We start from the raw sequence: 19962 nt of genomic DNA, 5'->3' as shown, positions 1-19962 counted from the left end.
GGCCGTGTGGCGCATGCTCTCGTCGGGGCTCGTAATAGACCATGCGCTGCTCTCCGCCTCTCATCATATGCAGGGTGCGGCTAGCTGGGTCATCGATGTGTTCAGTTTCTAAGGAGAGGAGACGGAATGCCAGGGCGTGTCAGGGCGGGCAGGCCTCGCGAGTGCGGGCAGACCACGGTGGAGGCAGCCTTTGGATTGCCCATTGTTTTTCTGCTTGTGCTGTTGCTCGCGCAGCCCGGCATCGTTCTCTACGACCGTATGGTTATGGCCTCTGCGGCTTCAGAGGCCTGCCGTCTGCTGGCGACCGGAGAAGGGGATGCGACGGCCTGCGTCGATTTCGTCAAGCGTCGCCTGGGCGCTATTCCCCAGCATGACAACTTCCACGTGCATCGTGGCGGATGCACGTGGGAGGTGATGTGCGAGGGAGGCGGTTCGGCCGATCGATCGCGGGTGGTGGTGCGCACCGAGGTTCGCCCGCTGCCGCTGCTCGATATGGGAGCGACGCTCCTCGGGCTTGTCAATGAGCGCGGCAATCTCGTCATCGAGGTGGAGGTCGAGGCTCCGACGCGGGCGTCATGGGCACAGGAATCCCTTGGGGGAAGTCATCCGAACGATAAGGCAGGTGCATGGCGTGATGAGAGTTGAACGGTTTATTCGGGACGAGGAGGGGCTCACGACGGCGGGTATGGCCGTGGCGCTTCTGGTATCGCTGTCGCTGCTGTTCTCGGCGACGCAGGTGTACCGCATCAATACACTGTCTGCCGAGGTGCAGGAGGTGGCCGATGCGGCGGCTCTTGCTGCCGAGAACCAGGTGGCCGAGTTCATGATCGCCGTGCGGGTGGTAGATGGCGCTGTTCTGTCCATGACGCTGCTGGGTATTACCTCCTACGGCCTGGGTGTGGTTGGGTTGTGCGTTCCGCCGGCTGCTGAGTTGGGAGCGAAGCTGATATCGGCGGGTCAGAAGATCCTCGATGCGCGGGATGCGTTTGCCGAGCGCGCGGCGCAATCGCTCAACGAGCTGCAGCGGGCGCTTCCCTTTATGGCCGCCGCCAGCGCCGCCGCCGTCGCTGCGGCCAACGGGCACGACCGTGCGGGAGGCTATCACGCCATGGCGTTGCTGCTGCCGGCTGAGGGGGAGACGATTGCGGTCGGAGCCAATGGCGCCGAGGACAATCTGACCGAGGCGGTGGAAGAAGAGAAGGACGGTCTGGCCGAGGCTGCCGAGCGCGCGGAAGAGGCCACGCGCCGCGCGCAAGAGGCGAAGGAGCGGGCCTATCGACGGGACTGCGGCGACAGTCCTTCTTACTGCATGTACGAGCGTGCGGGTCATCTTGCCGGGCTGACGGGAGGCGCGAACCCGATGCATCACTCGGTCGATACCTGGTCGTTCACCGTGGCCCGCGATCGGGCGCTTGCCTACTATCAGGCACGACTGCTGGGGGAGCGCCCTGCAAGCGATGCGGGGGAGGAGAAGGCGCGTTCGGCGCTGCGCAAGGATTTCTATGCCTATGCTATCGCTCAGTTGAGGGCCTGCGAGCTGCACGAGACGCCAACATCTCTCGAGGGGTCGCTCCCTCGCTTTCCGCGCAATCTGGATGAGCTGCGCGGGACCTCGCTCTACACCACGGCGAAGTACCCGGTCGATACCGAAGGCGAACTTCCGGTCATGCACGCCTGGGAGGGCTGCGCGGGCCTGGGCCTGGTCGACTACTACGATTCGGTGCGTGCCTGGGAGGCAGGGCAGTTCGCCGTGTGCGAGGAGTGCAAGTTCACGGCGGCTTCTTTGGCCAGCGTAGCATCGGCGTCCACGGCGATCGACAACGGCTTCGAGTACCATTACGACGCCGTTGCCCGAGCCGCCGATGAGTACCGGGCGGCGCTGCGTGAGGCGGCCCCTCTCGCTGAATCGGTTAAAAGCGAAGCGCAGGGGCTCTTCGACAAGGTGGTCGAGGCGCTTCAAGGGGCGGCGTCCATGCGTATCGATGCGACGCCGCCGGGAGCGGCGGGCTGCATCGCCTTGGCGGTGGCCCCCAATGCGGGAGAGAGGCCGAGATCGCCTTTCGTATCCTCGCGTTCGTGGCTCGGCACGCGGGCAGCCATATCTGCTGCGACCTTGTTGGAAGATGCGACAGATGAGGCATCGGTGGTTGGAAACCTGCTCGATGGCCTAGGCGCCGAAAGCGCACCAGTCGGGGCGGCGCGCATTGTGCTCGATTGCTGGGATGCGATGCTCAAAGCCTACGGATCGGGCCAGAAGGCGCTGATCGATGGGGTGGAAAGCGCTTTGGACGGCCTGCCCCTCGTTGGGGCGGCCGGATTGGGCCCGTGGGCCGCCGGGGCCTTGCGCGATACGCTCGGGGCAGTTGGGCTGGAGCCTGCCGACACGAGCCCGCTCAAGCCCGTGCTCGTTCAAACAGCGGCTGTAGCCGCCGCAGACGGCGGCGAGTACGCGGTGCGTTTTTCGGCCGTGAGAGATGAGGCGCTCGCCTCATCTCTCGGCTCTGGCAGCCCGGTCGCCTCTCTGGCCGATCGTGTCGAGCGAGAAGCCTACGACCGTCTTGCCGCCCTGGAGATAGAGATTGCCTGCATCGAGCTGCCGCTCGGCATCGGTTCGATCCCCCTGACGGTGACGCTGCCGCCATCGGTGACGGAGGGGGCGCAGGGCCTTGTTGAGCGGGCTGTCGACGCGCTGCGCTCGGCGGCGGGATCACTCGGCTTCGATCGTCCGTGGGAATAGGAGGGCACCATGGTTGGGAGGCAAGGGTGCGATGAGCGGGGGCAGGCGACGGTGGAGCTTGCCGTCGTGCTGCCGATCGCCATCATCGTGGCGGTTATCGTGGTAAATGCACTGGCCTTTTTGGGCAGCTGCGCGACGTTCGACCGCGTTGCGCGTCAGGCGGTTTGCGCGTGGGGTGCCGCACCTGCGGCCGGTCAGGATAGCAGGGAGGTGGCTTCGGCTGTGAAAGACGAACTGGAACGGGCCGTCGGCGCGCAAAATGTGGTGGTTTCGGTGGGCGTGGAAGACACGGAATTCGGCCTTGTCCGATTTACGGCTCGGATGGAGTATTCGCCAACGCTGTTCGGCCTGGGGCTGCGTCGCGAGATATTCGGCATCGCGTTACCGCCGATGACTCGCGAAGTGTCGATGGTGGTAGATGCGTATAAGCCCGGTGTGTTGTTCTAAGGGGGAGAGGATGTCCGGCAAGCAGGCAAGAAGAGCGGTCGGGGCTGCACTGGCGATAAGTGGTCTGTGCGCGGTGATCGCTGTAACGGGGAGTGCGACGGGTGCAGTCGAAGATGAAGTTCGGAGGTCCTTTTCGGGGAGAGCCTATGCCGAGCAGCTGATCGATGCCGATGGAGAGATGGCTGGGGAGACGCCGGCCGCAGGGAGGGATGTTCGGGATGCTCCGCCATGGGTGGAAGCAGAGGTGGCCGATTTGGCGGGCGTGGAAGAGCTGAGAGCCACCGACGATTGGTCCACCATCGGGTTTTCCCGAGAGACGGACGCGACCGTAGAGTGCGAATGGCTGGAAGATCAGTTGATTCGACGAGGTTGGACGTTAGCAAAAACCGGGGTAGAGGGAACGCTCACGGGAGTAAAGGAAGAGGGGAGGTGCTCATGGCTTTGGTTCAGCGCCACGACTGTCGGAGGGAGGGCATGCGTTGTCATTCAAGTGCTTGCGAGATAAGGGAGGGAGCGCCTGCTCCTTTCGGCGGCCTCTGGGTGATCGCCTCAACTTCCTTGATGCGATTGCGGGGACTAGCGCGGCGGAGCCCTGATTGTACGGTGATGGTGTTTCCACGGTGCAACGACGTGCACACATTCACCATGGCGCATCCCATAGACGTGGCCTTTGTCGACAAGCAAGGGCGGGTGCTCAGGGTTCACCGTTCGGTGCCTCCGAGGGTGCGTTTGCATCACCGATCCGCGTCGCTGGTTGTTGAGCGGTTCGCCCGCGATGGACCGTGGTTCGAGCGGGGGGATCAGGTGCTGATGGCAGGCTCGCGTCGGAGCGTGCGGCGCGCAGATTGGAAAGGAAGGGGCTGGCGATGGAATTGAAGCTCTGCCCGACGTGCAAGACTTCTGTGTTCGAGGACATGGACGTCTGCTACGGGTGCATGTACCGATTCGGAAGCGATCCTGCGCGGGAGGAGGCGGTAAAGCGCGAGATCGAGGGGAGCGATTTCCCCGAGGATGTGCTGGAAGGGGAAGGATGCGGGAACGCTGGATGGGCCTCTGACGATTCCCAGATATGGCCTCCTCCGATAGAGCGGCAGCGCGATGCAGGCCAGGATGCGGCTGTTGTTTCAGGTCGCCTTGCGGCTGCAGGGGCGCCGATGGCGTCGACAAGGGTCGTCGTCGTGGGAGCCTGGAGAGTGGGTCTGCGCGAGCAAGAAGTCGTGTCCGGCGGATCGGGGCTTGAGATCACCGTCGAGCCGGCCCCGACGGCAACGTGCGCTGCGCGGACGGCTCCGGACCAGGATGCGCAGCAAGGGCGTTCCCGGACCGTCGCGATTTAGCGAACCATGTCGTCGAAGAGCTCCTGGGCCTCCTCGGAGAGCTTCCCCTGAATGGAGAGATAGGCGTCAAGCAGGCGATTGCCCTCTTCGGTGAGAGTTGAGCCGTGGGCGCCGTCGCGGAGGAGCAGCTGGACACCGAGGGACTCTTCGGTGTCCTTCAGGATGCGCCAGGCCTTGCTGTAAGCCATGCGAATAGCCTTCGCCGAGGCATTCAACGATCCGTGCTCGCGCACGCCGAGGCAGAGCTTGGCGACGCCGGGGCCGAAGGCCGAGGTGCTCTCGGATACCGGGTTTGTCACCGTAAGGCGCACGCCCAAGGCGAGCGATTGAAGTTGGCTCATGGCTTCTCTCCGATCCGAAGGAGGGCGTTAGCGGCGCAGAAACGCTTCGGCGGCCGACTCGATGGCCTCCACATCGTTGTCGATTACCTCGGTAAATCGTACCTCCATGGTGTCGAGGTTGGCAAGGCCGGCGGGAATATCGCTCCGCTCCGCTTCCTGCGCGATACGCTCGTTAAGCTGGCAACCGGTCAGGGCGGCTACCTCCTCGGGCAGCGGCTCGCCGGGCTCCAAACCGTGCAATGCGCGGTACACGTTATCGCCGAACTTGGCCCAATGGGCTGTGGAGGCGATGAGCACCGGGTTCTCGCCGCGCAGATTCTGGGCGGCGGCGTAGGCAACGGCCGTGTGGGGGTCGAGCAGATAACCGTGCTCGTCGTGCACCTTCTTGATGGTGGTAAGGCAGGTGGCATTGTCGATGGAGTCGGCGCTGAAGCTCTCGCGCACGCGGGCAAACGTCTCGGGATCGACGCGGAAGCAGCGCCGCTCGCTCAGGTCGGCCATCCATTGGCTGATGGCCTCGGCGTTGCGCCCGGTGAGCTCGAAGAGCTGCCGTTCCAGGTTGGAGGACACGAGGATGTCCATCGAAGGCGAGGAGGTGAGGATGAACTCGCGGTCGGAGATGTCGTAGGTGCCGGTGTTGATGAAGTCGGTGAGCACGCGGTTGTCGTTGCTGGCGCACAGGAGCATGCCGACAGGCACGCCGATCTGCTTGGCATACCAGGCAGCCAGGATGTTGCCGAAGTTGCCGGTGGGCACGCAGATGTCGATTTCGTCGCCGGCAGCGATCTTGCCTTGGGCGATGAGCTCGGCGTAGCTGGAGATGTAGTACACCACTTGGGGCAGCAGACGTCCCCAGTTGATGGAGTTCGCGCTCGACAGGGCGACGGAGCACTCCTCGGCGAGCTTCTCGGCGAAGGCAGCGTCGGAGAAGGCGCGCTTCACGCCGGTCTGGCAGTCGTCGAAATTGCCGCGCACAGCCCACACCCGTACGTTGTCGCCGGTAGTGGTAACCATCTGCTTGCGCTGGATGTCGCTGACGCCCCCGTCGGGGAACAGCACGCCGATGGAGACTCCGTCCACGCCCGAGAACCCTTCGAGGGCGGCCTTGCCGGTGTCGCCGGATGTGGCCACGAGGATCATGAACTCGTGGTCGAGTGCTCCCTCGTCGCGCAGCTTCGCCGCGCTGGCCGAGAAGAAGTGCGGCAGGCACTGGAGTGCCATATCCTTGAAGGCGCTCGTGGGGCCATGCCACAGCTCGAGGATGTGAGTGCTCTCGTCGAGGGAGGTGATGGGGCAGACGGCCGCGTCGTCGAAGTTCTCGCCATAGGCACGGCCCATGAGCTCGTCGATGGTGCTGTCGGGAAGGTCGATGTTGAACGCCTTGTACACTGTCGCGGCCCGTTCGGCATAGGGCAGCGATGCCAGGGCGGCGATCTCCTCGACGGTCATGGTGGGCAGCTCTTGGGGGACGTACAGTCCGCCGCCTGCGGCCAACCCGTTCACGACGGCGGCGGTGAACGGTACGGGCTTCCCGGCGGCGCCGCGGGTGTCAAGGTAGAGGTTCTGGCCGAACGAGGCGGCTCGGTCGGTGCGTTGTGCCATGAGACGTTCCTTCTCCAATGAGGTCAGATAAGGCAAGAATACCATGTCGACAGCGAAGTGGGCGCCCTGATAAGGCGAGCGCGAAGAGAAAAGAGAAAGATGGCGCGCCTCCGCCGTTTGCGGACGCAGATGAACAAGTATGAAAAAGTTAACTTTTTGGGTTTACAACAGTTAACTTTGCTCTACAATACAATGTTGCATGCAGTTAACATTGATGGGAGTCGTTATGAGCCATGCAATGGTTGTAGAAGGCGCGCGCTGCCAGAGCGGCAGCGCGGGTTCGTCGTGCCAGCCCATGCCCCTGGCGTTTCTTCGCAGCGGGGATGCGGCCAAAGTCGTCCGGGTGCGCGGAAAAGGCGAAGTGCATCACCACCTCGAGAACCTCGGGTTCGTCGAGGGGGCAGCGGTGTCCGTCGTTTCCGAGCAGGCGGGGAACTTTATCGTTCAGGTCAAGGGAGCCAACGTGGCCCTCGATCGAAGCGTGGCCTCGAAGATCATCGTCGCCTAGCACGGCCTTTCAGGCGCCTCCGTCTCCGCGAGACGAGCGCGTCGCAATCTCATAGCCCCATCGCCATTCCGGAGGAACACAGAAAGGAAGGAACATGGCAGAGGACAAGACCCTGCGCGATGTGCCCGTGGGCCAGTCGGCCACGGTGCGTCGTCTTGTGGGCGAAGGCGCCGTCAAGCGTCGCATCATGGACATGGGTATTACCAAGGGCACCGAGGTGTATGTGCGCAAGGTGGCGCCCCTGGGTGATCCCATCGAGGTGACCGTGCGCGGCTTCGAGTTATCGCTGCGCAAGGGCGAGGCGGAAAACGTGCTCGTCGCCTAGAGAGAGGCGGCTCTCTCACCTGCGCCTTCGGCGCATTTTTTCTCCCCTCTAGTTAACTTAAACTAACTTTGCTGGCTCCGCGGACGTTTGGGAGAGCGTCGGGGAAAAGCGGAATCGAAGCCCGAGGAGAAGGAAAGGCTGATCATGGCAATCAACATCGCCCTTGCCGGCAATCCCAACTGCGGCAAGACGACCATGTTCAACGATTTGACCGGTGCCAACCAATACGTGGGAAACTGGCCCGGCGTTACCGTTGAGAAGAAAGAGGGCAAGTACCGCGGCGACAAAGAGTTGGTTATCACCGACTTGCCCGGCGTATACTCGCTGTCGCCCTACACCCCCGAGGAGATCGTCACCCGCGACTACCTCATGAGCGGCAAGCCCGACGTGGTCGTCAACCTGGTGGACGCCACCAATCTGGAACGCAACCTGTATCTCACCACCCAGATCATCGACCTGGGCATTCCGGTGGTTCTGGCTCTGAACATGATGGATCTCGTGGAGAAGAACGGCGACTCCATCAACGTGGCCGAGCTCTCGCGCCATTTGGGCTGCCCGGTGGTGGAAACCTCCGCCCTTAAGGGCCGCGGCATGGACGCGCTTATGGAGCGCGCTATCGCCGAGGCGAAGAAAGGCACGGCTCCCACGACCGAGTTCGGCTTCGGCCAGAAGGTCGAGGAGGCCCTCGCCAAGGTGATCGACATCGCCGGGGCGCGCATCAGCGGCCGCCACGCCCGCTGGTACGCCATCAAACTTTTGGAGGGCGAGCAGCTCACCATCGACAAGCTCAACCTGCCGGCCGGGGAGCTGTCCAAGATCGCCGCAGTGCGCGAGGCGCTCGAGGACGCCGAGGACGACGACGCCGAATCCATCATCACCAATGAGCGCTACGACGCCATCGGTGACGTGTGCGCCGAGTGCGTGAAGAAGTCCCCGAAGGCCATGACGACCACCCAGAAGATCGATCGCGTGGTCACCAACCGCATTCTGGGCATTCCGATCTTCATCGTCATCATGTTCCTCGTGTACTACATCTCGGTGTCCACCGTGGGCACACTCGTGACCGACTGGGCCAACGACGGCCTGTTCGGCGACGGCTGGCTCTACACCAACACCGAGGCCTACGATGCCGCCGTCGAAGAGTTCGAGGGCGTCCTGGAAACCGCCGAGGGCGCTGCCGCCTTCGAGGCCGGCGAGATCGAGGAGCCCGACCCGGCCGACTACGGCCTGTACCACGTGGGCGTGCCCGTGGTGGTGGGCGGCTGGCTCGAGGCGGTCGGCGCCGCACCCTGGGTGCAGTCGCTCGTGCTCGACGGCATCATCGCCGGCGTGGGCGCCGTCATCGGCTTCATCCCGCAGCTGATCGTGCTGTTCATCCTCCTCGGCTTCCTGGAGGGCTGCGGGTACATGGCGCGCATTGCCTTCATCATGGACCGCATCTTCCGCCGCTTCGGCCTGTCCGGCAAGTCCTTCATTCCCATGCTCATCGCCTCTGGCTGCGGTGTGCCCGCGGTTATGGCCACCAAGACCATCGAGAACGAGAAGGACCGCCGCATGACCATCATGACCACCACCATGATCCCCTGCGGCGCCAAGCTGCCCATCATCGCGCTCGTGTTCGGCGCCTTGGCCGGCGGCGACTACGAGGCCACCTGGTGGGTCGCCCCGCTGTTCTACTTCCTGGGTCTGGCCGCCATCATCTTGTCCTGCATCATTCTGAAGAAGTTCCGTGCCTTCGCCGGCGAGGTGGCCCCCTTCATCATGGAGTTGCCCCAGTACCATCTGCCCACCGTGAAGAACGTGCTCCTGTCCATGTGGGAGCGCGTGCGCAGCTACGCGGTGAAGGCCGGTACCATCATCTTCCTGTCCTCCATGGTCATCTGGTTCCTGCTGAACTTCGGCTTCTACGAGGGCTCCTTCGGCCTGCTCGATCCCGAGATGGACGGCTATATCCAGTACAGCCTTATGGCCGGCCTCGGCAACTTGCTCGCCTGGGTCTTCGTTCCGCTCGGCTTCGGCAACTGGGAGTCTACCGTCACCTCCATCACGGGGCTGGTGGCCAAGGAGAACGTCGTGGCCACGGTGGGCGTCATCACGAGCCTCGGCGAGGCCGGGGAGACCGACCCGTCCCTGTGGGCATCGTTCGCCGCCATGCTCGGCGGCGGCAGCGCTGCCATCATGGCCTTCTGCGCTTTCAATCTGCTGTGCGCCCCCTGTTTCGCCGCCATCGGCACTATCCGCCGCCAGATGATGTCCGCGAAGTGGACCTGGGCCGCCATCGGCTACATGTGCGCCTTCGCCTGGTGCGTGGGACTCATGATCTACCAGTTCGCCGGCTTGGCTACCGGCGAGGTCGCCTTCGGCCCCTTCACGGCTTTGGCCGTTGTGGTGGCCGCCGGTATGCTCTTCCTGCTGTTCCGCCCCGCCGCCAAGGCGAAGGGCGCGGTCCGGCTGGAAACGGCTGTCGACAACGCCTAGCCAGCCCCCGCCGGGGATCCCGCGCCATCCCACCTCGGGGAAAGGGTCGCGACCTCCTCCGTCCGAAACGTACGATCGTAAAGGAAATGTCATGCAAGAGCTCGGCCTGAACCTCCCCACCGTCATCATCCTCGTCGTCATTGCGGCGCTGGCCGTGCTCGCCATCCGGCGCATGACGCGCCGGGGGCTGTGCGACTGCGGCGACCACTGCGAGGGCGGCTGCTCCGGTTGTGAGGGCTGCGCGGCAGCGGAGTCCATGGCTGCGGCCATGGAGAAGGCGGCGAAGGGCAAGTAGCTCCTGCGAGCCGCTCCTCGCCACGTCCGGCGCTGGCGGGGAGAAGGCGGGTCGTCCCCAGCGTTGCCGTCATGAAGGCGGCGCCGGGGAAGGGTCGGTGCGGGAAGATCGCGTTTCCGCGGCCCGGCGATGCGGCGGGCCGCGGGATCGCGTAGCCTTGCGCTGCGGCAACGCCGCAGGTCGCAAAATCGCGCACGAGCGCAGAAGCACGGGTGGCCACACCCGTCAAGCAACCGCTGGCAAACCGTTGGCGAAAACAATGTGAACGAGGCTCGGAACTCTGTGTCCGAGCCTCGTTTTTTGGAGGGGGCCGTGATACCATGGCAAAATGTATCTGGATAAGGAGAGCGCTGTGGTGAAGACATCCATGTCCCACGAGGACTATCTCGAGGCCATCGTCATGCTGGGAGGCACGACGGAGGTTCCCGTGCGCTCGGTCGATGTGGCCAACAAGCTGGGCGTCTCCAAGGCTTCGGTGAACAAGGCCATTTCGGCCCTGAAGGAGCAGGCGCTGGTCATCCAGCCCCACTATGGAGACATCACGCTCACCGACGAGGGCTATGCCTACGGCAGCTCGGTGCTCGGTCGCCACCGCATGCTTTTCGACTTCCTCACCAAGGCGGTGGGCATTCCGCCCGAGGTCGCCGAGGAAGAGGCCTGCCAGATGGAGCACGCCATCAGCGATGCGTCCTTCGAGAAATGGGAGGCCTTCGTCAAGGGCCTCGACGTATAGCAACCGACGGGAGAGCGTTCTCGTCCGACCGCTTTCGACTGACTGACCGCACCCGAAACGAACTACGGCAGCGAAAGGAATTTCCACCAGTGCCACGCCAGGCGAACATCGTATCCTTCGACGCAGCGCGCCGCGCCGCGTCGGGTACGCGTGCGCCGCGTGCGGGCGGCGGCCGCATTCTCATCGGCGGCGATCAGTCGGCAATCGTGAGCGATAAAGGCGCCGGCGCCGCTTCGGCCACCGCGCTGCGCCCCGCTCCCAGCTGGTATACCGCGTCGTCTCGCGAGCGCTCGCAAGACGACGAGAGCCCCTTCGCCTCCGAGCGATCGGGCCGCATTCACCGCTTTTCCGACGACGCGGCAGCCGACGACAACGATGCGCGCTTGGAAGAGGCCATGGCCCAGCGCGAGCGCGGTCCGTTGGGGCGCCTGCGCGCCGACTCGGCGAAGCGCCGTCGCGAGCGTACCAAGGAACGTGCCGATCGCGCCTACTTCCGCCAGTACGAGGTGGGCAAGGGCTCTGAGCCTACGGGCGGCCCGCGGGCTGCGGTGTACAAGGGCGAGATGGGCTCGACCCATAAGCGCTCTTCACGGATGCAGCAGCAGGCGACGACGGCCCCGTCTTCGCGGCGCGGGCGTCGGGGACGTGCGGCTGACGGCACGCCCTTCTACGGGCGGGCCTGGTTCATGGGTCTGGCCGCCACGGTGCTCTGCCTGGTCTTCGGCGTCGTGACGCTCTACGGCCCAGCGCAGCAGCTATATGTGGACATTCGCGAGAAGGATCGGCTCGCGGCTGAGTATGCGGCCGTGGTCGAGCGCAACGAGCATATCGACAGCCAGGTGCAGGCCCTGGAGACCGATGAGGGCATCGAGGACATGGCCCGCACGCAGCTGGGTTGGGTGCGCAAGGGCGAGCATGCCGTCAGCGTGAGCGGCCTGGACCCGAAAGACCCCGCCGAGTTCCGCGGAAACATCGTCTCGGAGGATATCCCCCTGCCCGACACTTGGTACTCGGGCATTCTCGATCCGCTCTTCGGCGTAAGCTGACCGCGTCGGCCGCCTCCCCGCCCGGTGCGAGGTCTCGCCAGCGGCTTCGATATGCGGCGCTTCCAGGGAAAGGATGCAATATGACTTCGCGTAACGGACGATTCGCGGCGCTCGACATCGGCACGGTGACCTGCCGTCTGCTCGTGGCCGATGTGGAGGCGGGCTCGGTGCGGGAGGTGGCGAAGGAGTACGCCATTACCGATCTGGGCGTGGGTGTGGACGCCTCGGGGCGCCTGTCGGAAGAGGCTATGAACCGCGTGGCATCCACGGTGGCCCGGTACAAGGCCGTGCTCGCCGCCTGCGATAGGCCCGAGCATCCCGTGAAGGGGATGATCGCCATGGCCACGTCGGCGGCCCGCGATGCGGCCAACGCCGACGAGTTTGCCGAGCGCCTGGCCGATGAGGGCGTTACGCTCTCGGTTATTCCCGGGGAGCGCGAGGCGACGCTCACGTTCTCGGGCGCCTCGAGTGACTTTCCCGACGAGAACCTGCTGGTCGTGGACATCGGCGGCGGCTCCACCGAGCTGGTGGCCGGTCGCGCCGGCATGGCGCCCGTTGCATCCCATTCCTTCAACATCGGCTGTCGCCGGCTGACCGAGCGCTTCTTCCGCGAGGATCCGCCGACTTCCGAGCAGCTTCGCGCGGCGCGCACCTGGGTTCGCGAGGAAATGTCGCCGTACTTCGACGATTTGGCCGCACGCGGATTCGCCATCGAGCGGGTCGTGGCCGTAGCGGGCACGGCCACGAGCGTGGTGAGCATGCGCGATGAGATGGCCGTCTACGATTCGGCCCGCGTGCACAAGGCGCGGGTGGCCCTCGAAGAGCTGGTCGCGCTCGAGGAGCGCCTGAACGCCCAACCGATCGAGGAGCGCCGAGTCATCGTGGGGCTCGATCCTAAGCGCGCGGGCGTGATCGGCGCGGGCCTCGTTATCTTGGAGGAAGTGCTGCACCTGGCCGGTGCCGACGGATATACGGCCAGCGAATCGGATATTCTGAAGGGCATGATCTTGGAAGCGGCTCGCACGGCCTGAGCGCCGCACGGCGACGGGCCGGGATCGGGGATGCGCTGTCGCGGTTGCGCCGCGAGTCCGCGCGCCCTGCGGCATGGTTCGCGGCGGGTTTGCCCGATACTCGTGCTTTTCTCTGATGAGAGTTGGTAGGGGTGAAGGGGTTCGAACCCTTAAGCCTTGCGGCGGCGGATTTTAAGTCCGCTGCGTATGCCAATTCCGCCACACCCCCGAAAGAACCGCTGCCGGGAAGGCGAGAGCATCATAGCACGAACGGAGCGTCTCTAGCGCGCCATGACGCAACGGACGTGCTTATTGTCGGCGCAGCAGGTCTGCAGCGTGATCGACTCGCCGGTAGGGGCGATGCGTCCCTCATAGCGGAAGTAGTTCGACTGATTCGGCAGCGTGAGCACATCGAACACGTAATAGGTGCGCGAGCGCCCCTTGCCGTCCCATACGGTGACCTTGTCGCCCACATCCAGGTTCATGACGCCGCTGAAAACGCCAGGGTTGTGGCCGATGAAGTACGTGTTCTCGTTGTCAGTCACGTCGCCGTTGCTGACCCAAGCCGCGGCTGTGGCCTCGGGGGCCGTCTCGTCGGCGGGCGATCCCTGCACGTAGGACACGTATTCGCCGTTGAAGCGGATCGTGTTCTTGCGCTTCTTAGACGAGGTGCTCTTGCTCGGCTTCTTCTCGGCCGCTGCGGCTGGGGCGCTGTCGCTTGCCGCCGGCTCCCCGGTGCTATCGACGCCGGTATCGGAAGGGTCGGTCGAGCCCCCTTCGTCGGCAAGCTCCTCCACGGTGGCCGTGCCGTCGAGCAGCTGGGAGGCGGCATCGAGAGATTTGCTGTACTCATCCCCTTTGCTGTTCATGGCATCGAGGCGCAGCTTCTCGGATACCTCGTCGCTGCGGCGCGCGTGCTCGAGCTCCTTCTCGGCGAGCACCTCCTGACCGTGGGAGTCGATACGCCCTTCGAGGGCGAGGAAGAAATCGCCCACGCCCCGGGTGACCGGCGGCAGCTCGGAGGTTGCCGTCTCGGCACCGAGCGCACTTGCGGGGAAGACCAGCCCGGCGGCAAGGACGAGGAAGGCAAGGGCCGCAAAAGCGTAGCTGCGCGGCGGTCGCGACAGGGCGCGATGGCGGGCGCGACAGAGCACGGGGCCTCCTTTCGGGCTGGGATGGCGGCGGGCAGGCGAACGGGGCGCGGTGCGCATTCCCCATGCCCGTACTGTATCGACTTATCGTCAAAAATGCTAGACCCTATCGGCCGCTGCCGCGTGCCTCCTCCGCCTGGACGCCTTGTCACGCCGTCAAATCTTACATTCATGTCAGTGCGCCGATCGGAGGGGCGACTTGGCGTCGTCCGTGGTATGATGATGCGATGCTAAGCGACCGACCACCGGCAAGAAAGCGCTATGAAGAACATCTCTGAAACTCTCGCCAGCGTCGATGAGACGCCCACCACGTTCGAAGACTATTTGAAGTGCTATGCCGACCCGGTCGGAGAGCTCATCAACAGCTACATTCCCCGCGGCTCCCACGGAGATATGGACCAGTACCTGTACACCCCCCTCTACCATTACAGCGAGAACGCCGGCAAACGCCATCGTCCGCTTATCTGCTACGCGGCGTGCTTGGCGGTAGGGGGCGACCCGGATTGCGCCACCACCTCGGCGGCGGCTATCGAGCACTTCCATTCCGCCGCCCTCATCCACGACGACATCGCCGACGAGGCCGAGCTGCGCCGCGGCGAGCCGTGTCTGCACCTCACCGAGGGGCTGGGACTGGCCATCAACATGGGCGACTTGGCGCTTTCCATGGTGAACGGACCGGTGGTGAGCGATCCGCTGCTCGACGACGCCACCAAGGTGCGCGTCATCCGCGAGCTTATCGCCATGACCTGCCGCACGGTGGAGGGCCAGGCGCTCGACTTGGGTTGGGCGCGCGACGGGCGCTACGACATCACCCCCGAGGACTACCTCACCATGGCCATCCACAAGACGGCTCACTACTCGGGCGCCGTTCCGCTCGCCGTGGGCGCCATCGTGGGCGGAGCCGCCGACGAGCAGGTGGAGGCTTTGCGAAGCTACGGGCTCGATACCGGTCTCGCCTTCCAGATTCAAGACGACCTGCTGAACCTCGTGGGCACCGACGAGGCCAAGAAGAAGGACTTCCGCAGCGACATCACCGAGGGCAAGCGCACGCTCGTGGTGGTGCACGCCCTGCAGAACGCCTCGCCTGCGGCTCGCGAGCGCCTGATCGAGATTCTCTCCGCTAAGGAGCGCGATCCCGAGGTGCTGGCCGAGGCCGTGGCCATTATGGAGGAGGCGGGCTCCATCGAGTACGCCCGCGCCTACGCTGAAGATCTCAGCCAGAACGCGAAGGGGCGTCTCGAGGCGGCTTTGGAGCCCTCGCGCTGGCGCGACCTGCTCGTGTCTATGGCCGACTGGTTCGTGAACAGGTTGAAGTAATATGGAGCCTATCAAACGCAACGATTCCGGCGCCGCCGTCGAGGACGTGCAGCAGCGCCTCGTCCGCATCGGGCATCTTTCGGAAGACGCCGTGACGGGCATCTTCGACGACGCCACCGCCCGGGCCCTGGCCGATTTCTGCGCCGGCGCGGCCCTGCCCATCGCCGAGGAGGTAACCGAGAAGGTATGGTCGGCCCTGGTGGATGCCTCGTTCAACCTTGGCGACCGCACGCTGTATCTGCGCATGCCCTACTTCCACGGTCATGATGTGCTGGAACTCCAGCACGCGCTTGGTGCGCTCGGGTTCTTCTACGGCGACGACGACGCCATTTTCGGCGCTCATACGGAAGACGCGCTGCGCCGTTTCCAGCTGAACATGGGCCTGCCGTCCGACGGCATCGCCGGGGCCTACACCTACGCCGCCCTGCGCAATCTCGCCCATTCCTGGGTGGGGAAGGAAGCGACTCACGGGCCGGTACGCCATCTCGGCTTCGCCCGTGCCGCCGATGTGCTCGAGCGCAACGCGGTGTGCCTGTTCGGTACCGACGAATTCTCGCGCTCGGTGGCCTCGCGCATGTCGAATCTGTCGGTAGCCACGAACCCGGCGGCCAAGATCATCAGCGCCGACAGCCTGTCGGTGCCCCCCGATGAGTCAATGATGCTCGTACATGTTCTGTTATCCGCCAAGGATGCCGAAGCGGGTGTGCCGCTTGTCTCCTACGAGGATGAGGACTCGCTCGCCCTGCGTCTTACCTCGGCGCTGAATGTGGCCCGCGAGGCGTCGTGGCCCCGCGTGTCGGTGCTGCTGCCGGGGAAGGTGTGGCTGGAGGCCGGGCCCGAGCGCTCCGCCCAGCACTACGCCATCACGCTGCTGGACGCCCTCTGCTCGGCCCTTCAGGGGTAGGCGCCGCCTTACTCGAACAGGTCCAATAGCTCTTGGCGGGAATGCACGTCCAGCTTCTGGTAGATGTGCTTCACGTGGGTGGCCACGGTGTTCTTGGAGAGCACCAGCTCGTCGCGGATATAAGGTTGGCTGCGCCCGCGGGCCAGATAGCCGAGAATCTCCGCCTCGCGGCCTGATAGACCGCGGCTTTCCGCAAGCATGCGACAACGCTCGTCGGTGGTGGAATCGCTGACCGGATGGGGGTCGGTGCCGATGGCGCCCGCATCCGTCGCTGCGCCGTCTGCTCCTGTACCGACTTGCATGGCCAACCGGCGACCCGCCATTCCCGCGGTGGCTATCGTCCGATCGGCCGGGTACAAAAGCCATGCGAGGCTGAAGAAGACCGCGAGCCCCAGGGCTACGGTGAACAGGCCCGTCGGGGCAGCGGCGATGGCCTCCGCTCCCATGCCGCCCGCAACGTTTCCCACGAGCACGCCCAGCTGCAGCGAGCCCTGGGCGATGCCGGTGCCCAGGGCGGCATTCATGGCTCCGCGCTTCGCCGCCTGCGCCACAAAGAGCACGGCGGAGATGGTGAGCATGGTGTCGGCAATGGTCGTGAGGGTTTCCGCGAGGAAGACGGCCCACAAGTCGGCCCAGGGCAAGAGGGCGCAGGCGGCGCAAATGGCCACGGCGATGGGGCGGAAGAGCGCGTCAAAGCGGGGCCGAACCGTGTACACGATGAAGCAGGCAAGTAGCCCGATGCCGCAGCAGGAGCCGATGAGCGTAGGCCAATCGATGCCGAAGGCGAAGAACGGTGCGTCGGTGTCGGGCTGCACCGCGCCGGAAAAGCCCAGGACCGCGTAGGCGATGAACAGAAGCGCTCCCATGCGGGCAAAGGTGGCCGAGGCGGCGGCTGGCCGCGCGATGCCGCCTTGAGCGGGACGCTCGAGGGCAGCAGGGCCGGCATTGCCGGTTCGTGCGACATCGCGATAGGTGAGCCACAGCATGAGGCAGGAGATGAGAGGCAGCGAGACCGTGGCAATGGTGCCCAGGGGAGCGGGCAGGTAGGGAAGCACGAGCACGCTGGCGATGATGATGGTAGACGCGGCCGGTATGGCCAGCTCGGTGCTCTCCATGTCGAGCTGGGCGAGAGCCTGGCCCCACAGCACGTACAACGTGCCGCTGCCGATTCCGGTGCAAATGCCGCTGGCCCATATAAGGGATGTGCCGAGCGGGGGACAGGCAGGGGCGAGGGCCGAGAGAGCCGTCCCGAGGGCCGTGGCCGCGCCCGCTGCCACGACGACCCAGCGAGGAGGATTGCCAGTGCGACGGCCCAGCAGCGCACCGGCGGCGAAGAGCGCGATGACTACCGCCGAGGCGGATACGACCCATGAGGGGTCGGCGTTGATGCCGACGCCGGCGCGTTCCGGATACACGGCGAACGTTTCGTAGGAGCCGTAGATCCAAGCCCACAGAAACCCGATGCCGAGATAGCGCACCTTCAGGCGGCCTTCTAATTTTGAGAAGACGCCGTCGAGCGCCTTCGCTTCTCGTTGAGCCATGAACCCTCCCCGTGATGGCCGTATTTCATACGGCCATGATAGGCGAAGCAGACCGCATTGCCCCTCACCTATTGTAGGTGAAAACGGCGAAAACCCAGCTTTCAGGCGATGTTTTGGGCAGCAGCCTCGGGCATACTGGCCGCGCCTTGAGACGTTCAAGGGAGGGGCCCGCTTCCCGCCGCTGTCCTCGTCGAGCGCGACGCGACAAGCGGCAAACGAGAAGCGGGCGAGATAAAAGGAGGAATGTTATGACCGACGCTTCGCTTTCTCGCCGCTCGTTTCTGACCGGCGCGGCCGCCTTGGGCTCGCTGGCCGCCGCCGCGGCTGTGACCGGCTGCTCGCCGAAGCAGCCCGGCGAATCGACCCCGGCCGAAGGGGTCGCCAACGCCGATGGTGCCCTCGCGTCCACCTCGGGCAAGCCCGCATGGCTCGTTGACGCCCCGGCGGTGTCGGACGCCGACTGCGTGGAGACTGTGGACACTGACGTGCTCGTGATCGGCGCGGGCACCGCCGGCTACTTCGCTGCCTGCGCCGCCGCCGAGAACGGCGCCAAGACGCTGCTCATCGAGAAGTCCGGCAACGGCAACTCCGTGCGCTCCTCGGCGCTCGGCGCGGTGAACAGCCGCCTGCAGCAGGCCGAGGGCGAGAAGGCCGCCATCGACCCCATGGAGATCGTCAACGACATGGACCGCTACGCCAACGGCCAGGTGTCCATGGGCCTTCTGAAGAAGTGGGCGTTCAACTCCGGCGAGGCCATCGACTGGTACACCGATCTGCTTCAGAAGAACGGCATGGAGGTGCAGCTGGAGTGGAACATGCCCGAGGGCACCTTCTACAAGGACTTCCCCACGGGTCACGGCACCAACGGCGAGTACCCCTCCCGCGAGGGCGATGTGGCGGCGATTATGGACGCCTACATCGCGTCGTTTGACGGCTGCGAGGTGCGCTTCAACACTTCCATGGTGGACCTCATCGCCGAGGACGGCCGCGTAGTGGGCGCCTACGCCGAGGGCCCGGACGGCATGATCCGCGTGAACGCCGCCAAGGGCGTGGTAGTGGCCACGGGCGGCTACGCCTTCAACCAGGAGATGTTCGCCGACCGCCATGCCACCCGCTACGCCTGCAACGGCACCATGGACGCCTTCCCCAGCTGCACCGGCGACGGTATCCTGGCCCTGCTGCGCCAGGGCGCCTATATGGACGAGAACCCCTCCTCGGTGTCGTTCAACCGCTGCCTGCTCACGGCCGACCAGGAGGTGGGCACCCCCTACGAGATCGGCGGCGAGGAGTACGGCTACCACTTCTACGCCTCCCAACCCTTCCTGCGCGTTGACGCCCACGGCCGCCGCTTCCACAACGAGAGCGCACCCTACGACTTCGTGCAGAGCGCCATCTCCCGCAAGCCGGCCGGCGAACGCTTCTGGCACCAGGTGTGGGACGGCAACTGGAAGAACGACGTGCCGCGCTTCCACACCGTGGGCTGCTCCACCATCTACATGCAGCCCGAGGGCGGTTCCGATCACGACGCCTTCCCCGGCCAGCTGGACGAGTGGATCGAGCCGGAGATGGAGCAGTTCGTGGCCGACGGCCGCATCGTGAAGGCCGACACCCTGGACGCGCTTGCCGACGCGCTCGGCTTCACGGGCGACGACAAGGCGGCGTTTTTGGAAACCTGCGAGCGCCAGAACGAGAACTTCGACAACCAGCTCGATCCCGATTTCGGCAAGGAGCCCTTCCGCCTGTCCGAGCTGCGCACGCCCCCGTTCTACGCCTCGGTGAAGTCCTGCGGCTTTACCCTGTGCACGACCGACGGCGTAGTGGTGAACGACGACTGCCAGCCCATGCGCGAGGATGGCACGGTGATCGAGGGCGTCTATGCCGTGGGCAACGACGGCGGGTGCTTCTACAACGGCACCTACCCGAACCTGGCCGCGGGCCTGAACGCGGGCAAGTGCGTCACTTTCGGCCGCATGGTCGGCAAGATGCTCGCTGAGAAGTAGGGCGCCTCGCTCCCAGCTGGCGCACCGGCTCGCCACAGCAGGCTGAGCGCGCCGTTTCCTACCCTCCCTCAAATGCCGCCCTCCGGGGCGGCATTTTGCTGCGCCTTGCAGCTGCGGTAGGGGAAATGTGGCGCAAAGTTTCGGTTCTGGTGCACGATGGGGGCGAGGGCGGGCCCATCACCCTCGATCG

The 19962-nt window shown here is 65.1% G+C and carries 20 protein-coding genes and 1 tRNA gene; 16 read left to right on the top strand and 5 right to left on the bottom strand.

Going from position 1 to position 19962, the window contains the following annotated elements; genetic code table 11:
* Positions 1-126 precede the first annotated feature (126 nt).
* The 6 genes from C811_RS10370 to C811_RS10355 are packed head-to-tail and all read left to right on the top strand — an operon-like array spanning position 127 to position 4521.
* Entirely contained in the window at positions 127-645 is a 519-nt protein-coding gene (locus tag C811_RS10370; protein WP_016309534.1) for a TadE/TadG family type IV pilus assembly protein, read from the top strand.
* Positions 635-2737: a hypothetical protein gene (locus C811_RS10365; protein WP_022926517.1), complete on the top strand. Its 2103-nt coding sequence runs from the start codon at positions 635-637 to the stop codon at positions 2735-2737. The genes C811_RS10370 and C811_RS10365 overlap by 11 nt, the downstream gene beginning before the upstream one ends.
* A gap of 9 nt (positions 2738-2746) precedes the next feature.
* Positions 2747-3184 (top strand): hypothetical protein, encoded by a 438-nt coding sequence (locus C811_RS10360; protein ID WP_016309532.1) that lies wholly within the window; start codon positions 2747-2749, stop codon positions 3182-3184.
* Between the two features lie 10 nt (positions 3185-3194).
* Positions 3195-3689: a hypothetical protein gene (locus C811_RS16880; RefSeq protein ID WP_022926516.1), complete on the top strand. Its 495-nt coding sequence runs from the start codon at positions 3195-3197 to the stop codon at positions 3687-3689.
* Positions 3620-4060, top strand: a complete 441-nt coding sequence (locus C811_RS17260; RefSeq protein ID WP_425304018.1) for a DUF192 domain-containing protein — start codon at positions 3620-3622, stop codon at positions 4058-4060. Before C811_RS16880 ends, C811_RS17260 begins: the two co-directional genes overlap by 70 nt.
* The gene (locus C811_RS10355; RefSeq protein ID WP_016309530.1) at positions 4051-4521 is read left to right on the top strand and encodes a hypothetical protein; all 471 of its coding nucleotides are present in this window, start codon (positions 4051-4053) and stop codon (positions 4519-4521) included. The genes C811_RS17260 and C811_RS10355 overlap by 10 nt, the downstream gene beginning before the upstream one ends.
* Here C811_RS10355 and C811_RS10350 read toward each other — a convergent pair.
* The gene (locus C811_RS10350) at positions 4518-4862 is read right to left on the bottom strand and encodes a winged helix-turn-helix domain-containing protein (protein WP_016309529.1); all 345 of its coding nucleotides are present in this window, start codon (positions 4860-4862) and stop codon (positions 4518-4520) included. The genes C811_RS10355 and C811_RS10350 overlap by 4 nt on opposite strands.
* Before the next feature lie 27 nt (positions 4863-4889).
* A complete protein-coding gene (gene thrC / locus C811_RS10345; RefSeq protein WP_016309528.1) occupies positions 4890-6464 on the bottom strand; it encodes a threonine synthase in 1575 nt (524 codons plus the stop codon).
* Between the two features lie 226 nt (positions 6465-6690).
* Here thrC and C811_RS0103385 point away from each other — a divergent pair, with 226 nt between their 5' ends.
* From C811_RS0103385 to C811_RS10320, 7 genes are all read left to right on the top strand, one after another.
* Positions 6691-6972, top strand: a complete 282-nt coding sequence (locus C811_RS0103385) for a FeoA family protein (protein ID WP_016309527.1) — start codon at positions 6691-6693, stop codon at positions 6970-6972.
* A gap of 94 nt (positions 6973-7066) precedes the next feature.
* Complete coding sequence (locus C811_RS10340) at positions 7067-7297, top strand: FeoA family protein (RefSeq protein ID WP_016309526.1); 231 nt, start codon at positions 7067-7069, stop codon at positions 7295-7297.
* Between the two features lie 144 nt (positions 7298-7441).
* Positions 7442-9775 carry a ferrous iron transporter B gene (gene feoB, locus C811_RS10335; RefSeq protein WP_016309525.1) on the top strand — a complete coding sequence of 778 codons (2334 nt, stop codon included), beginning with the start codon at positions 7442-7444 and terminating at the stop codon, positions 9773-9775.
* 91 nt (positions 9776-9866) lie between these two features.
* Positions 9867-10070, top strand: a complete 204-nt coding sequence (locus tag C811_RS10330) for a FeoB-associated Cys-rich membrane protein (protein WP_016309524.1) — start codon at positions 9867-9869, stop codon at positions 10068-10070.
* Positions 10071-10422: 352 nt separating this feature from the next.
* Complete coding sequence (locus C811_RS10325; protein WP_016309523.1) at positions 10423-10803, top strand: metal-dependent transcriptional regulator; 381 nt, start codon at positions 10423-10425, stop codon at positions 10801-10803.
* An 89-nt stretch (positions 10804-10892) separates the two neighbouring features.
* Positions 10893-11849, top strand: coding sequence for an FtsB family cell division protein (locus C811_RS15800; protein ID WP_016309522.1), 957 nt, complete (start codon positions 10893-10895; stop codon positions 11847-11849).
* A gap of 80 nt (positions 11850-11929) precedes the next feature.
* Positions 11930-12880, top strand: coding sequence for a Ppx/GppA phosphatase family protein (locus C811_RS10320; protein ID WP_016309521.1), 951 nt, complete (start codon positions 11930-11932; stop codon positions 12878-12880).
* A gap of 123 nt (positions 12881-13003) precedes the next feature.
* Here C811_RS10320 and C811_RS10315 read toward each other — a convergent pair.
* Both C811_RS10315 and C811_RS15795 read right to left on the bottom strand, forming a co-directional pair.
* Positions 13004-13088: transfer RNA gene (locus C811_RS10315), tRNA-Leu, on the bottom strand.
* Between the two features lie 52 nt (positions 13089-13140).
* The gene (locus tag C811_RS15795) at positions 13141-14013 is read right to left on the bottom strand and encodes a sortase domain-containing protein (RefSeq protein ID WP_016309520.1); all 873 of its coding nucleotides are present in this window, start codon (positions 14011-14013) and stop codon (positions 13141-13143) included.
* 258 nt (positions 14014-14271) lie between these two features.
* Here C811_RS15795 and C811_RS10305 point away from each other — a divergent pair, with 258 nt between their 5' ends.
* Together C811_RS10305 and C811_RS10300 are read left to right on the top strand one after the other, a co-directional pair.
* The gene (locus C811_RS10305; protein ID WP_016309519.1) at positions 14272-15327 is read left to right on the top strand and encodes a polyprenyl synthetase family protein; all 1056 of its coding nucleotides are present in this window, start codon (positions 14272-14274) and stop codon (positions 15325-15327) included.
* A 1-nt stretch (position 15328) separates the two neighbouring features.
* Positions 15329-16231, top strand: coding sequence for a peptidoglycan-binding domain-containing protein (locus tag C811_RS10300; protein ID WP_016309518.1), 903 nt, complete (start codon positions 15329-15331; stop codon positions 16229-16231).
* Between the two features lie 8 nt (positions 16232-16239).
* On the opposite strand, the gene C811_RS10295 is transcribed toward C811_RS10300, so the two are convergent.
* Entirely contained in the window at positions 16240-17772 is a 1533-nt protein-coding gene (locus C811_RS10295) for a response regulator transcription factor (protein ID WP_016309517.1), read from the bottom strand.
* A gap of 248 nt (positions 17773-18020) precedes the next feature.
* Between C811_RS10295 and C811_RS10290 the strand changes: the two genes are divergently transcribed.
* Positions 18021-19772: an FAD-dependent oxidoreductase gene (locus tag C811_RS10290; protein ID WP_016309516.1), complete on the top strand. Its 1752-nt coding sequence runs from the start codon at positions 18021-18023 to the stop codon at positions 19770-19772.
* The last annotated feature ends 190 nt before the right edge of the window (positions 19773-19962 follow it).

Source organism: Adlercreutzia caecimuris B7, from assembly GCF_000403355.2.
Lineage (GTDB): Bacteria > Actinomycetota > Coriobacteriia > Coriobacteriales > Eggerthellaceae > Adlercreutzia > Adlercreutzia caecimuris.
The sequence above is the reverse complement of the archived record's forward strand: the minus strand, read 5'-3'. Positions and strand labels throughout refer to the sequence as shown.

Coding starts and splice junctions, on each gene's coding strand:
- C811_RS0103385 (WP_016309527.1), top strand. CDS start 6,691: ATGAGCCATGCAATGGTTGTAGAAGGCGCGCGCTGCCAGAGCGGCAGC.
- C811_RS10360 (WP_016309532.1), top strand. CDS start 2,747: ATGGTTGGGAGGCAAGGGTGCGATGAGCGGGGGCAGGCGACGGTGGAG.
- feoB (WP_016309525.1), top strand. CDS start 7,442: ATGGCAATCAACATCGCCCTTGCCGGCAATCCCAACTGCGGCAAGACG.
- C811_RS10365 (WP_022926517.1), top strand. CDS start 635: ATGAGAGTTGAACGGTTTATTCGGGACGAGGAGGGGCTCACGACGGCG.
- thrC (WP_016309528.1), bottom strand. CDS start 6,464: ATGGCACAACGCACCGACCGAGCCGCCTCGTTCGGCCAGAACCTCTAC.
- C811_RS10295 (WP_016309517.1), bottom strand. CDS start 17,772: ATGGCTCAACGAGAAGCGAAGGCGCTCGACGGCGTCTTCTCAAAATTA.
- C811_RS10350 (WP_016309529.1), bottom strand. CDS start 4,862: ATGAGCCAACTTCAATCGCTCGCCTTGGGCGTGCGCCTTACGGTGACA.
- C811_RS10305 (WP_016309519.1), top strand. CDS start 14,272: ATGAAGAACATCTCTGAAACTCTCGCCAGCGTCGATGAGACGCCCACC.
- C811_RS10330 (WP_016309524.1), top strand. CDS start 9,867: ATGCAAGAGCTCGGCCTGAACCTCCCCACCGTCATCATCCTCGTCGTC.
- C811_RS10300 (WP_016309518.1), top strand. CDS start 15,329: ATGGAGCCTATCAAACGCAACGATTCCGGCGCCGCCGTCGAGGACGTG.
- C811_RS10370 (WP_016309534.1), top strand. CDS start 127: ATGCCAGGGCGTGTCAGGGCGGGCAGGCCTCGCGAGTGCGGGCAGACC.
- C811_RS16880 (WP_022926516.1), top strand. CDS start 3,195: ATGTCCGGCAAGCAGGCAAGAAGAGCGGTCGGGGCTGCACTGGCGATA.
- C811_RS10320 (WP_016309521.1), top strand. CDS start 11,930: ATGACTTCGCGTAACGGACGATTCGCGGCGCTCGACATCGGCACGGTG.
- C811_RS10355 (WP_016309530.1), top strand. CDS start 4,051: ATGGAATTGAAGCTCTGCCCGACGTGCAAGACTTCTGTGTTCGAGGAC.
- C811_RS10340 (WP_016309526.1), top strand. CDS start 7,067: ATGGCAGAGGACAAGACCCTGCGCGATGTGCCCGTGGGCCAGTCGGCC.
- C811_RS17260 (WP_425304018.1), top strand. CDS start 3,620: ATGGCTTTGGTTCAGCGCCACGACTGTCGGAGGGAGGGCATGCGTTGT.
- C811_RS10290 (WP_016309516.1), top strand. CDS start 18,021: ATGACCGACGCTTCGCTTTCTCGCCGCTCGTTTCTGACCGGCGCGGCC.